Source organism: Deinococcus sp. LM3, from assembly GCF_002017875.1.
In the GTDB taxonomy this organism is placed as follows: domain Bacteria; phylum Deinococcota; class Deinococci; order Deinococcales; family Deinococcaceae; genus Deinococcus.
Window position 1 is genome coordinate 89,000 of record NZ_MUFV01000003.1, and the last position, 12,384, is coordinate 101,383.

Here is a 12,384-nt window from a genome sequence, read left to right on the forward strand (position 1 = left end):
GCAGGAGAAGACCGTGCGCCTCGTGACCGTGCTGGCATCAGCCGGACTGCTCGGCGCGGCCGCGCTGCTCATGGCCGGCTCGTGGTGGGCCCGGCGCCGCGCCCACACCTGATCCACTGATCCACAGTCCGTGTGCTGAACGACACCCCAAAGGCCCCCGCTGCCCCTACACTGCCGGTCTACGCGGCCCGCAGGTGGGGGCGCCACGGGAGGGCAGCATGACGGAACGCAGCGCGGGCGGGCACGACTGGGCAAGACCCACGGATCTGGACCTGACCCCCCTGACGGCGGACGTGGTCGTGATCGGCGGCGGATCGGCGGGCCTGACGGCGGTGGGTGTGGCGGCCTCGCAGGGGCGGCGGGTCGTGATGGTCGAGCGGGACCGGACGGGCGGCGAGTGCCTGTTCACGGGATGCGTGCCGTCCAAGACGCTGCTGTCCCTGGCGGGCCGGGTACACGCGGCGCGCGGGGCGCAGGCACTGGGCCTGAGCGTGACGGGCCAGCCGGACTGGGCGGCGGTGCGGGCCGAGGTGCGGCGCGTGATCGACTCCTTCGAGCGGGTGGACGCCCCGGCCGCCCTGGCGGCGACGGGCGTGCATGTGATCGCGGGCGAGGCGGTGTTCGTGTCGCCGCACGTACTGGAGGTCACGCACGCGCGCGGGCAGCGGACCGTGACGGCCGCCGAGTTCATCCTGGCGACCGGTTCGCAGGTGCGCGTGCCGGACGTGCCGGGCCTGCGGGGCGTGCCGTTCCTGACGCACGAGACGGTCTTCGAGCTGCCTGAACGCCCCGAGCACCTGATCGTGATGGGTGGCGGCGCGGTCGGGTGTGAGCTGTCGCAGGCGTTCGCGCGGCTGGGCAGCCGGGTCACGCTGCTGCACACCGGCGCCCGCCTGCTGCCGCGCGACGAGCCCGAAGCGTCGGCGGCGGTGCTGGAGGCGCTGCGGGCGGACGGCGTGACCGTGCACCTGAACGCGCACGCGCGGCAGGTCCAGACGCGGCGGGTTCTGGGGCAGGCGGACGGCGTGCAGGTCGAACTGCCGGGCCAAGCGGTGCTCGGCACCCACCTGTTGCTCGCCACCGGCAAACGGCCCCGCGTGCAGGGCCTGGGCCTGGAGGTGATCGGCGCGCCCTTCACCGAGGACGGCCTGACCGTCCGGCCCAGCATGCAGTCGGTCGGCTGCGCGTACCTGTGGGGCGCCGGGGACGTGGTTGGCGGCCCGATGTTCACGCATGGTGCCACCGAACGCGGCACGCTCGCCGGGCTGGGCAGCCTGGGACCGCTGGGGCGGGTCGCGGCGCGGCTTCGCGCCCCCGCCGGACGCGCCGAGCGCATTCCGCACGTCACGTTCACCGACCCGGAGGCCGCGCAGTGGGGTCTGACCGAGGCGCAGGCCGCGCAGACCCACGGGGGGCGCGCCGTGGTCGTCGAGTACGACTTCTCGCACCTGGACCGCGCCGCCACCGAGAACGCCGGGGAGGGGTTCGTGAAACTGGTGGCGGTCCGTGACCGGCTCGGCTCGCCGCTGGGCCTGCAGGTCGTGGGCGCGCAGGTCGTCGGACGCCGCGCCGGGGAACTGATCCAGCTGCTGAGCGTCACGCCCCGGCTGGGCATCCACCCGCTGCGGACGGCGCTGCTGCCCGCGCCGTACCCCACCTTCGCGGAGGCCGTCCGGCAGACTTACCTGGGGCTGTTCACGCAGGGCGAGCATTTCGGCCGGTCCCGCCCGGCCCGACCGGACGCCGGGTGACACCCGCCCCGACCCTGCTGGACACGCTGGTGATCGGGGCCGGGCAGGCCGGACTGGCCACCGGGTACTGGCTGGCCCGCGCCGGCCTGAGCTTCCGGGTGCTGGAGGCCGGGCCAGCGCCGCAGGGGTCCTGGCCCGCGTACTACGCCAGCCTGACGCTGTTCACGCCGGCGCGGCACTCGGCGCTGCCCGGCCTGCTCTTTCCGGGCGAGTCGGACCGCGCGCCCACCCGTGACGGGATGGCCGCGTACCTGCGCGCCTACGCCCACGCGCACGCCCTGCCGGTCGAGACGGGCGCGGACGTCACGCGCGTCACGCCGCGACCGGACGAGCTGGGTAGGGGCCAGCCGGGCGGCTTCGAGGTCACGGCGCGCGACGGCCGCACCTGGGCGGCGCGGACGGTGGTCGTGGCGACCGGCACCTTCCGCACGCCGGTCACGCCCTACTTTCCCGGTCAGGCGGGCACGGCGGTGGAGATCCGGCACGCCGCCACGTACCGGCACCCGGAACCGTTCGCGGGGCAGCGGGTCGTGGTGGTCGGCGCGGGAAACTCCGCCGTGCAGATCGCGGCGGACCTCGCGCGCGTGGCGGACGTGACGCTCGCAGTACGCCGGGTGCCGCACCTGATCCCGCAGCGCCCGCTGGGCCATGACCTGACCGACTGGCTGGCGTGGTCGGGGTTGGAACGCCTGCCGCTGGGCGCACTGGGGCGCGTGCCGGACGCGCAGCCCGTGATCGCCGTGCCGGGCCTGCGCGCCGCGCTGCGGGGCGTGCCCGTCAGGCAGGTGTTCACGGCGTTCACGCCGCGCGGCGTGCGCTGGCCCGGCGGTCAGGAGGAGCAGGTGGACACCGTAATTCTCGCGACCGGCTACCGCTTCGGGGCGCCGTTCCTGCCGGAGTCGGCCCTCGACCGGGCGGGGGAACCCCGGCAGCGGCTGGGCGTCAGCCTGGGCGTGCCAGGCCTGTACTTCGTGGGCCTGCCCGGCGCGCGGACCATTGCGTCCGGTACGGTCCGCGCCGCCGGTCCGGACGCGCGGGCCGTGACGGTGGCCCTGCGCCGGTTCCTGCGCCGTGACCCCACCGACTTTCCGGCCGGACGGTAGAGCCGACCCACGCTGAACGTCACGCGCCGGGGCGGTCCTCAGGGTGTTCCGGGACGGTCCAGCAGGCGGCGGGCGGCAGGTGCAGCGTGACGGTCTCCCCGGCGCGGGGCGGGGCGTCCGGCGGGGCGTGCCAGACCAGCCCTGTTTCCTGGCCCCCCAGTCCACCCATGCCCGGTCCCTCCATGTCCGGCGCCGGCACGGTCAGCTCGCAGCGCCAGAACGCTCCCGCGAACGACACCTGCCGCACCTGGGCGCGCAGGGTGTTCACGGCGGCCGGTCCGGGCCGGATCGCCTCGGGCCGCACGGTGACCGTCACCGGGCCGTGGCCGGGCCGGGCGACCCGCAGCCGCCCCAGCGCCGTCATGACGTCCGCGCTGTCCTGCACGCCCGGCAGGAAGTTCCGGATGCCGAAGAACCGTGCGGCGTTCAGCGTGGCGGGCCGCGCGTACAGTTCGGCGGGTTCGCCCACCTGCGCCAGCCGCCCGCCGTCCAGGAACCCGATGCGCTGCGCGGTCGCCAGCGCCTCCTCCTGGTCGTGCGTGACGAGCAGCAGCGTCGTGCCGCGTTCCTGCGCCTCGCGCACCAGCCACTCGCGCAGGTCACGGCGCAGCGGGGCGTCGAGGGCGCTGAGGGGTTCGTCCAGCAGGAGCAGGGGAGGGCGGGTGATCAGCGCCCGCCCCAGCGCGGCGCGGCCGGCCTGCCCGCCGGACAGCGCCCCCGCGCGGCGCGGCCCGAGGTCCTGGAGGCCGGTGCGGGTCAGCATGTCCGCGACGCGCGCGTCGGTCTCGGCGCGCGGTACCCGGCGCTGCCGCAGGCCGAAGGCGAGGTTCCCGGCCACGCTCAGGTGCGGGAACAGCAGCGGGTCCTGAAACACCAGTCCCACGTCCCGCGCCTCGGGCGGCACGCTCAGGACGCTGCGGCCCCCGAGGCGCACGTCGCCCTGCGTGGGTGGGTGCAGGCCCGCCACGACGCGCAGCAGGGTGCTCTTGCCGCTGCCGGACGCGCCGAGCAGCGCGAAGCGTTCGCCGCTGCCGACGCTCAGGGACACGCCGCGCAGGACCGGGTGGCCGCCGTGCGCGGCGCTGATCCCGTCGAGTTCCAGGCGGGTCACGCGGCGCTCCTCAGGCGCGGCGCGAGCAGCGCGAAGCCCAGCAGCGGCGGCAGCAGGTACACCAGTCCCAGCGCGCCGCTCAGGGCGTAGTCACCGCCCTGCACGGCGCTGAACAGCAGCAGCGGCAGTGTCCGGACCTGCGCGCCGCCCACGATCAGGGTCAGCAGGTACTCGCTCCAGGACACCAGGAACGCCATCAGCAGCGCCACGAGCACGCCGGAGCGCACGGCGGGCAGCGTCACCTGCCACCACACCGCCGCGCGGGACGCGCCGAGCGTGCGGGCCGCGTCCTCCAGGCGGGCGTCGTACCCGGCGAAGGTGGCGCTCAGCACGGCCACCGCGTACGGCACCGCGACGATCAGGTGCGCGGCGACCACGCCGGCCGGCGTGTCGGCCAGTCCCAGGCGGATGAACACGACCTGAATGCCCATGACGCCCGCGAAGGCCGGCAGGATCAGCGGCGCGAGCAGCGCTGAGTGCACCCACGCCCGCGACCGGCCCGGCCAGCCGTTCAGCGCGCGGGCGGCCGGCAGGGCCAGGGCGGTGGCGGTCACGGCGGTCACGGTTCCCACCCACACGCTGCCCCACAGCGACGCCCACAGCGGCGTGTCGGGGGACAGCGCCGAGGCCCAGGCCCGCAGGCTCCACTCGCCGGGCAGCAGCGCCGGGTAGAACCACGCGCCCGCGAGGGACCACACGCCCAGCAGCAGCAGTGGTCCCACCGCCCCGGCCAGCAGCAGCGCGCCCAGCAGGACGCTGCCCGGCGTCCAGCGGCGCGGCACGGGGCGGCTCAGACCGCTCACCGGGACGGCCCTGTCCGCACGTACGACCACAGCAGCAGCGCGCCCAGCGCCGCCAGGACGGTGCTCAGGGCCATGGCGAGCGGGCGGCGGCCCAGGTCGGTGTCCGTGAACGCCTGGTATGCCAGGACGCTCAGGGTAGTCGGACTGGTCGCGCCCAGCAGCAGCGGCACCTCGACGGTCCCGAGCGCGAACGCGAACACCAGCACGCAGGCCGTCAGCAGGGCCGGGCGGATCGCGGGCCACGTCACCTGCCGGAACCGCGCGGCCCGCCCGGCCCCGAGGCTGCGGGCCACGTCGTGCAGCCGCCCGTCCAGGCGGGTCAGGGCCGCGAGGACCAGCAGCGCCACGAACGGCGTCTCCTTCCACACGAGTTCCAGCACGACGCCCACGCCGAGCGGGTCGAACAGCAGCGCCGGGAAGTCCTGCGGGCCGCGCGTCAGGCCCAGCGCGGCCGTCACGCGTGACAGCAGGCCGCTCTGCGAGAGGGTCAGCAGGACCAGCGTGGCGGCCAGCACGTGCGGGACCGGCAGGGTCAGGCCCGCCAGGAAGCGCAGCCGCGCCCGGCCCGCGCGCCTCAGCAGCAGGGCCAGCGCCGTGCCCAGCGCCGCCGACAGGCCAGTGCTCAGGGTCGCCACGCCCAGCGTCAGCAGCAGCGAGGCCCGCACCGCCGGGTCCGCCATGAGCGTCCGGTACGCCGCGAAATTCACCTCCTGCCCGCCCAGCACGGGGTCCACGCCCACGCTCTGAAGGACGGTCAGGATCAGGCCGCCCCCGAACAGCCCGGCCGTGACGAGCAGCGCCGGGGCGACCATCAACGCCCGGCGCCCCGTCCCGCCGCTCCGGTCTACTTCAGCCACGCGCGGAAGCCGTCCTGCACGCGGCGGTCGTACGTGGCGTCCACGTCGCTGAAGGACCGGCGGGCCAGCAGCGCCGGGTCCAGCGTGTATGGCCCGACCTTCAGGGCGGCCTTCACCTGCGCGCTGAACGCCGGACCCACCCGGCCCGGATCGATGCCCAGGCCGTCGCCCCAGGTGTCGCCGGACAGCTTGGCGAGTTGCAGGTCCGGGCGCAGCAGCAGGTTCGCGAGGACCTGCGCGCCCGCCGCGTGCGCCGCGTTGAAGGGAATCGCCACGAAATGCGTATCCGAGACGGTGCCCGCGTCGAACAGGTACACCCGCGCCGTCTTCGGCAGCAGGCCGCGCTGCACCTCGGCCGCGACGCCGCCGATGTTCTGCACGAACGCGAAATCCACCTCGCCGTTGGCGAACAGCGTGTACAGCTGCGGCAGGTCCGCCGGGAAGGTCCGCCCGCCGCGCCACAGGTTCGGGCGCAGGCCGTCCAGGTACGACCAGAGTTTCGGGGAGGCCCGCTGCCACGTCGCCTCGCGGAACGGCCCGGCGAACGCCTGCGGCCCGCCGCCGAGTTCGAACATCGCCTGCCGCAGGAAGCGGTTACCGTAGAAGTTCGGCGGGGCCGGGAACGTGAAGCGGCCCGGGTGGCGCTGCGCCCACGCGGCGAGCGCCGCGAACGAGCGCGGCAACTCCGAGGGGCTCACGCGGGCGCTGTCGTACACGTACTGCCACTGCGCGCTGCCCCACGGGGACTCGCTGCCGTTCACGGGAAACCCGAAGTCCGTGCGGATTGCCGGACTCTTCCAGTTCACGTACCGCGCGTTCGGGAGCGACTCGGCCCAGCCGGTCTTCAGGAGGCCCGCCTGCTGCGCCGTGCGGAAGTTCTCGCCGTTGATCCAGATCAGGTCCACGCTGCCGCCCCGGACCTTCCCGGCCCGTTTCTCGCCCAGCACCTTGTTCACGGCCTGCGCGGTGTCCGTGACCGGCACGCGCCGCACCGTCACGCCCAGCTTCCTCGCGGCGGGCGCCACGACCGTGTCCACGTAGCGGTTGATGTTGTCCGACCCGCCCCACATGTAGAAGTTCACGGTCTGCCCGCGCGCGGCCCGCTCGGTGGCCGTCCACGCCGCCGACGGTTTCGCCGGGGCGGCTGCCTGGGCCGCCGCCTGTGGGGTCGCCGTGAACAGCAGCGCCGTGAGCAGCGGCGCCATGATCGTAGAGGAAGAGGTGGTCGGGCGAATTCGGGTCATGGTCACTCCGGAAGGGGGGAAGAAGAGGGGGGCTGTGCGGCGCGCGCCGCGCGGTGATCGGCCATGTGCCGTGCGAGTTCAGGGTAGTCGGGATCGATGTCCAGCCGGTACCCGTCCCAGTAGCCGTCCCGCTCCGGGCGGTAATGGCGGGGCGGGGCGGCGTCCGGGCGGGTCGCGGCGGCTTTCAGGGCGCGCCTCACCCGCACGCGCAGCACGTCCGGGTCGGTGGACAGGATCTCCGGGACGCCCACCACCGGCAGGAGCTGCACCGTGACCCGCTGCCCGTACCGTAGCGCCGGCGTGAAGGGATGCTCCCAGATGCGGTGCGTGCCGCTCAGCGCGACCGGCAGGACCGGCACGGCCAGCCGCCGCGCCAGTTCGAAGGCGCCGCGTTGAAAGTCGCTCTCGATACCGGCCACGGTGCCCTGCGCGAACACCACGAGGCTCTCGCCGCCCGCCAGGATGTCCCGCGCGGCCCGCAGCAGGGTCCGGTACCCACCCAGCTGCGCTTCCGGGTGAATGGCGACGTGCCCCAGGCGTGTCACGGCCGGTCCGACGCCCGGCCAGCCGAAGATCTCGTCGCGCGCCACGAAGCGCAGCGGGAGCGGCAGCGCCCGCACCAGACACAGCGGATCGGTGACGCTCTCGTGCAGCGCGACGATCAGGAACGGCCCGCCTGCCGGAACCGGCCCGCGCACCTCCGCCCGGACCCGCAGGTGCCGCAGGATCCGCGCGCTGAACGCCCGCTGGACGCCGTAACGGCGCGTGGGCGACAGGTCCGGCGGCAACCGCGCCAGCCGGTTCAGTTCCCACCACAGCAGCCCCTGGCCGCGCAGGGCGTAGCGCAGCGCGGCCAGCTGGCCCTGCGGCGCGGCGCGCAGCGTCACGGGGCCAGCTGGCGGGGAGGCGGCGGCGCGGGTTACGCCCGGTTCAGTCGGCATGGGTGCCGTCAGGATGCCGCAGCGGGCCGGGCGGGTGTGTTGCCGGCATGACAGAACCGCCCGCCCGGCCCGCCTCCCTGAATATCGATATTCAGGACAGCAGCTGACCGAGTTCGGCCATCAGGCGCTCGGCCCGCGCGCGCTGCTTCTCCGGCAGGGCCGCGAGCCGGGCCGGCGACAGCTGACGCCGCAGCTCCCGCAGGGTATCGCCGGAAGTGGCCGGGCCGGAAGCCGCTGGGCTGGAGCTCTGCCGCGCGCGGATCTGCGCCCGGACCTCCGCCTGGGTCCAGCCCTGCGCGATCGCCTCCGCCACGAGTTCCGCGTGCAGGGCGGCGGGCGCGCGGGCGATCAGCAGCGCCTTGGAATACGCCAGTTCGCCGCGCTCGACGGCCGCGCGCATCGGTTCTTTCAGGGACAGGACCGGCAGGCCGTTCACCACGAACGACACCCACTGCTCGCCCCCCAGCTGCGCGAACAGCTGCTCGGCGACCTGCACGTCCTCTGGGTGGGCCTGCGGGTTGGCGCGCATCTGCTTGAGGTGCGCGGGCACGTCCTGCACGTCCAAGCTCAGCGTGCGGGCCAGCAGCGTCAGCTTGCCCGTCACCTCCTCGAAGCGGTTGAGGTCGGCGCGTTGCAGGTTCTCCAGCGTGGCGATCACCTCGAACTCCTCGTCCGAGACGGCCTGCACGATCACCGGGATCTCGCGCCGCCCGGCCAGCCGGGACGCACGGTAACGCCGCTCGCCGAACACGATCTCGAACCGCTCCCCGGAGGGCCGCACCATGATCGGCTGCAGCACGCCCCGCTCGGCGATGCTGACCGCCAGATCCTGAAGCTGCTGCGGATCGAAGTGCCGGCGCGGCTGGCGCGGGTTGGGCACGATCAGGTCCAGCGGTAGCGTCTGCGGGGCTGCCGGGGCGGCGCCGGCCCCGTCCTGCGCTGTGAACGACTGCGCGCGCTCCAGCAGGTTCGTGAGGCGCGGGCCCTTGCGCCCGAAGGCGTTCACGCCGGACCGCCCATGGCGCCCAGGATCTCGTCCCAGATCTCCCGGAACTGCGCCAGCTCGGTGGGTGATCCGCCGAACACCTTCTCGTAGGCGCTGAGGGACCGGACGACCGTGTCCAGGCGCGGGTGGCTGTTCAGGGCGGCGTTCGCCTCGTGCGCCATGCCCTTGCGGGCGTCGAAGCGGTTCAGGACGATCGCGTAGTTGAAGCGCGGGAGCGCGGCCTCCAGGTCGGCCAGCAGTTCCAGCGTGGTCGCCAGCCGGTCGATGTCCATCCCGGTCGGCAGGACCGGCACGAGCACCACGTCCGCGACCGTCGCCGCACTCTTGAGCACCTCGCGGTTGTTCGGGGGCGTGTCGATCACCACCGTCTGCCCCGCCTGCGCCAGCTGCCGCGCCTGCCGCATCAGGCTGTTGCGGTCGGCGGCCTGCACCCGGAACGGCAGCGTGACCCCCTCGGCCTGTGCGTGCTGCTGCCAGCGCAGCGCACTGACCTCCTCGTCGGCGTCCAGCACGACCACCGACTCGCCGGTCTGCGCGATGGCCGCCGCGAGGTGCATGGTCAGCGTCGTCTTGCCCACCCCGCCCTTGAGCGAGGTCAGCGCGATGATGCGCGGCCGCGCCGACAGCTGCGCCGGGACGCCCGGCACGATGGTCGCCATCGGCTGCCCATGCCGGGTCACGGTGACCGGCTGACCCGTCTCGCTGACCTCACGCAGCACCTCCGGCAGTTCCTCCCGCAGGGACCGCACACCCACCCGTTTCGACGTCATGCCTGAAGTGTACACATGTGTACACACCTGCTCAACCGGGCCCGCACGCCCGCAGGCGCGCTACGCTACGCCCCGTGCGCATTCTGGAACTGGATACCTGGCCCCGCCGTCATCACTTCAACCTGTTCAGGACCTACACCCAGCCGGACTTCAACGTGACCGCCCCGGTCGACGTGACGGCCTTCCACGCCCACGTCCGGGAGCGCGGCGCGCCTTTCATGGTCGCCACCACCTACGTCCTGGCGCGCGCCGCGAACGAGTTCCAGCCGTTCCGCTGGCGCATCCGTGGCGAGCAGGTGGTCGAGCACGACGTCGTGCATCCCTCCGTCACCGCCGCCGAGGAACACGACGACCTGTTCCGCTTCTGCGCCCTGCCGTACAGCCCGCACGCCCCCACCTTCCTGAGCGGCGCGGCCGACGCCCTGCGCGCCAGCCGCGAACAGCCGCACGTCAGCGTCACGCCCGGCCAGGACGAACTGCTGTACCTGTCCAGCCTGCCCTGGCTGGCCTTCACCGGCATCACCCACGCGCAGTCCCTGACGCCGCCGGACTCCATTCCGCGCCTCACGACCGGGCGCTTCACGCCGCAGAACGGGCGGCTGACCATGCCGCTGTCCGTGCAGGTGCACCACGCCCTGATGGACGGCCGCCACGTCGCCGAGTACTTCGGCCGGGTGCAGACCCTCCTCGACGACCCTGGCCTGCTCGGTCCCGACCCGGCCTGATACGGACTCCGATTGAATGGGCTGCAAAGCCCGCTGGGTCCGAGCGATGCGAGTGGGAGCAACACGGGTTCCGGACGTGAAGCTGACAAGCCGGTGAAGTCCCGGATTGTCGGCGAAACAAACGGCAGTCCGTATGACGCCGGGAGAACCGTTCAGCCGGGATCGCGTTCGCCCGGCGGGAGCGCGGGCAGGGTCCAGCTGAACGTGCTGCCTTCGCCCACGGTGGACTGCACGGTCAGGTCGCCGCCCAGGGCGCGGGCCAGTCCGCGCGCCACGGTCAGGCCCACGCCGCTGCCCTCGCCGCGCGTGCGGGCCGCGTCGGCCCGGAAGAACCGCTCGAACACGCGCTCCAGGTGATCCGGGGCGATCCCGGACCCCGTGTCCTGCACCGTGATCTGTACCCGGCCCGCGTGGGCGTGCGCGGTGACCTGCACTCGGCCGCCCTGCGGCGTGTGCCGCAGGGCGTTGCCCAGCAGGTTGCCGAGGATCTGCGCGGCGCGTTCCGGGTCCGTCCAGACTGGGATGGGGGAGGAGAGCGGCCCGACCCGCAGCGTCACGCCCCGCTCCTCGAAGGGCAGGGCGAAGCGCTGCTGCGCGTGCTCCAGCAGGGTCCGCGCGTCCGTTACCTGTGGCCGCAGGTCCACCTGCCCGGCCTCCACGCGGCTGACCAGACTCAGGTCGCGCGCCAGGCGTTCCAGGCTGCCCAGCTCCCGGTGGACGGCACCCATAGCATCCTGGCTGTCCATCAGGCCGTCCTGCGCGGCTTCCACGTAGCCGCGCACGGCGGATACGGGCGCGCGCAGCTCGTGGGCGACGTTCCCGATCAGTTCCACGCGGCCCTGCTCGACCTGCGCCAGCGTGCCGGCCATGACGTTGAAACTGTGCGCCAGTTCCGCCAGTTCGTCCTGTCCGCCTTCCGGCAGTTGCCGCCCGTAATCGCCGCTGGCCAGCGCGGCGCTGCCCGCCTGCAAGGTCCTGACCGAGTCGGTCACGCGGCGCGCGGCGATCCAGGCGGTGGCCGTCGCGACCAGCAGCGCCAGCGGCAGCGCGGTCAGCAGCGCCCGCGTCAGGGTCTCGCGCATGCCGTGGCTCAGGTCGTCACGCATGCCCGCGCCGGCCCCGCCCATCTGCCGGACCATCTCGTCCACGTGCCGCTGAATGAACGGGTGGGCCGCCAGTTCTGCCGTCAGGACCAGCACGGCCCCCATGGCGGTGATCACCGCGAGGTGACTGAGCAGCAGACGGGGAAACAGGCGCATGCCGCCACGCTACTCCAGCGGCCCGGCCCTGTCGAACGGGAGAGGGGCGAACAGGGGAGGGCTTGGCAGGTGGCGCGCAGCTTTACACAAGCTGAACACGCGCTCTCTAGGGTAGGAGCATGAACGTGACGCTCCGCACCTCCCTGATTCCGCTGACCCTCGTGGCCCTGTCGCTGTCCGGCCCCGCTTCCTCGCAGTCCATGCCGGGTCACGCGGGTCACACGATGCCCTCCCAGTCTGGCGCGGCCCAGTCCGGCGCGGCCCACGCGGGTCACGCCATGACCGGCCTGAGCGAACTGGGCGCCCTGCGGGGCCGCGCCTTCGACCGCGCGTACCTGAGCATGATGATCCCGCACCACCAGGCGGCCGTCGAGATGGCCCGCGCCGCGCTGCCTGTCAGCCGCGACGCGACCGTGAAAGCCTGGGCGAACGCCGTGATCCGCGACCAGCAGCGTGAGATCAACCAGATGAACACGCTCCTGAAGGGACTGGGCGGCACGGACACCGACATGGCCGCCACCATGAAACGCAGCATGGGCGGCATGGGTGATCTGGTCCGCAAGGCCCGGAACCCGGACGTGGCGTTCGTGCAGGGCATGCTGCCGCACCACGCGTCCGCCATCGACATGGCCAACCTCGCCCTGCAACGCGGACAGGACACCCGCATCCTGAGTCTCTCGAAGGCCATCATCACCGCGCAGGCCGCCGAGATGCTCGACTACCGCACCTGGCTCAGCAAACGGGGCCTGTAAGCCGGCGCCATGAACGCCCGCCCGCACGGTAGAGTCCAGGCGCGGCCCGCTCCACCCCGGCC

12 protein-coding genes are annotated in these 12,384 nt (G+C 73.6%); 4 read left to right on the forward strand and 8 right to left on the reverse strand.

Translation table 11 applies throughout. The features are described 5' to 3' along the window. The first annotated feature begins 218 nt into the window (after nucleotides 1-218). Entirely contained in the window at nucleotides 219-1,751 is a 1,533-nt protein-coding gene (locus BXU09_RS16385; RefSeq protein ID WP_078305418.1) for an NAD(P)/FAD-dependent oxidoreductase, read from the forward strand. Then, entirely contained in the window at nucleotides 1,748-2,854 is a 1,107-nt protein-coding gene (locus BXU09_RS16390) for an NAD(P)/FAD-dependent oxidoreductase (RefSeq protein WP_205684176.1), read from the forward strand. The genes BXU09_RS16385 and BXU09_RS16390 overlap by 4 nt, the downstream gene beginning before the upstream one ends. A gap of 19 nt (nucleotides 2,855-2,873) precedes the next feature. Here BXU09_RS16390 and BXU09_RS16395 read toward each other — a convergent pair whose 3' ends face one another. The 7 genes from BXU09_RS16395 to BXU09_RS16425 all read right to left on the reverse strand — a co-directional run bounded on the left by BXU09_RS16395 (nucleotide 2,874) and on the right by BXU09_RS16425 (nucleotide 9,586). Beyond that, nucleotides 2,874-3,965, reverse strand: coding sequence for an ABC transporter ATP-binding protein (locus tag BXU09_RS16395; RefSeq protein WP_078305419.1), 1,092 nt, complete (start codon nucleotides 3,963-3,965; stop codon nucleotides 2,874-2,876). Then, the gene (locus BXU09_RS16400; protein ID WP_168174647.1) at nucleotides 3,962-4,768 is read right to left on the reverse strand and encodes an ABC transporter permease subunit; all 807 of its coding nucleotides are present in this window, start codon (nucleotides 4,766-4,768) and stop codon (nucleotides 3,962-3,964) included. The genes BXU09_RS16395 and BXU09_RS16400 overlap by 4 nt, the downstream gene beginning before the upstream one ends. Continuing rightward, on the reverse strand, nucleotides 4,765-5,625 hold the full coding sequence (locus BXU09_RS16405) for an ABC transporter permease subunit (RefSeq protein WP_144012304.1): 861 nt from the start codon (nucleotides 5,623-5,625) through the stop codon (nucleotides 4,765-4,767). Before BXU09_RS16405 ends, BXU09_RS16400 begins: the two co-directional genes overlap by 4 nt. Continuing rightward, nucleotides 5,613-6,869 carry an ABC transporter substrate-binding protein gene (locus BXU09_RS16410; RefSeq protein ID WP_078305422.1) on the reverse strand — a complete coding sequence of 419 codons (1,257 nt, stop codon included), beginning with the start codon at nucleotides 6,867-6,869 and terminating at the stop codon, nucleotides 5,613-5,615. Before BXU09_RS16410 ends, BXU09_RS16405 begins: the two co-directional genes overlap by 13 nt. 2 nt (nucleotides 6,870-6,871) lie before the next feature. Continuing rightward, on the reverse strand, nucleotides 6,872-7,810 hold the full coding sequence (locus tag BXU09_RS16415; RefSeq protein ID WP_078305423.1) for a lysophospholipid acyltransferase family protein: 939 nt from the start codon (nucleotides 7,808-7,810) through the stop codon (nucleotides 6,872-6,874). 91 nt (nucleotides 7,811-7,901) lie between these two features. Then, nucleotides 7,902-8,816, reverse strand: coding sequence for a ParB/RepB/Spo0J family partition protein (locus BXU09_RS16420; RefSeq protein ID WP_168174648.1), 915 nt, complete (start codon nucleotides 8,814-8,816; stop codon nucleotides 7,902-7,904). Continuing rightward, entirely contained in the window at nucleotides 8,813-9,586 is a 774-nt protein-coding gene (locus BXU09_RS16425) for a type II toxin-antitoxin system prevent-host-death family antitoxin (protein ID WP_078305425.1), read from the reverse strand. The genes BXU09_RS16420 and BXU09_RS16425 overlap by 4 nt, the downstream gene beginning before the upstream one ends. A gap of 74 nt (nucleotides 9,587-9,660) precedes the next feature. On the opposite strand from BXU09_RS16425, the gene BXU09_RS16430 reads away from it, so the two are divergent. Continuing rightward, nucleotides 9,661-10,311, forward strand: a complete 651-nt coding sequence (locus BXU09_RS16430) for a chloramphenicol acetyltransferase (RefSeq protein ID WP_055363068.1) — start codon at nucleotides 9,661-9,663, stop codon at nucleotides 10,309-10,311. A gap of 152 nt (nucleotides 10,312-10,463) precedes the next feature. Here the strand turns inward: BXU09_RS16430 and BXU09_RS16435 are convergent, their stop codons facing one another. Further along, nucleotides 10,464-11,570, reverse strand: coding sequence for a HAMP domain-containing sensor histidine kinase (locus BXU09_RS16435; RefSeq protein ID WP_078305427.1), 1,107 nt, complete (start codon nucleotides 11,568-11,570; stop codon nucleotides 10,464-10,466). Between the two features lie 119 nt (nucleotides 11,571-11,689). Here BXU09_RS16435 and BXU09_RS16440 point away from each other — a divergent pair, with 119 nt between their 5' ends. Then, nucleotides 11,690-12,322: a DUF305 domain-containing protein gene (locus BXU09_RS16440; RefSeq protein ID WP_078305428.1), complete on the forward strand. Its 633-nt coding sequence runs from the start codon at nucleotides 11,690-11,692 to the stop codon at nucleotides 12,320-12,322. Nucleotides 12,323-12,384 lie beyond the last annotated feature (62 nt).

Excerpts from the sequence above, each read along its gene's own strand:
- BXU09_RS16385 (WP_078305418.1), top strand. The coding sequence starts at position 219 with ATGACGGAACGCAGCGCGGGCGGGCACGACTGGGCAAGACCCACGGAT.
- BXU09_RS16410 (WP_078305422.1), bottom strand. The coding sequence starts at position 6,869 with ATGACCCGAATTCGCCCGACCACCTCTTCCTCTACGATCATGGCGCCG.
- BXU09_RS16415 (WP_078305423.1), bottom strand. The coding sequence starts at position 7,810 with ATGCCGACTGAACCGGGCGTAACCCGCGCCGCCGCCTCCCCGCCAGCT.
- BXU09_RS16425 (WP_078305425.1), bottom strand. The coding sequence starts at position 9,586 with ATGACGTCGAAACGGGTGGGTGTGCGGTCCCTGCGGGAGGAACTGCCG.
- BXU09_RS16435 (WP_078305427.1), bottom strand. The coding sequence starts at position 11,570 with ATGCGCCTGTTTCCCCGTCTGCTGCTCAGTCACCTCGCGGTGATCACC.
- BXU09_RS16440 (WP_078305428.1), top strand. The coding sequence starts at position 11,690 with ATGAACGTGACGCTCCGCACCTCCCTGATTCCGCTGACCCTCGTGGCC.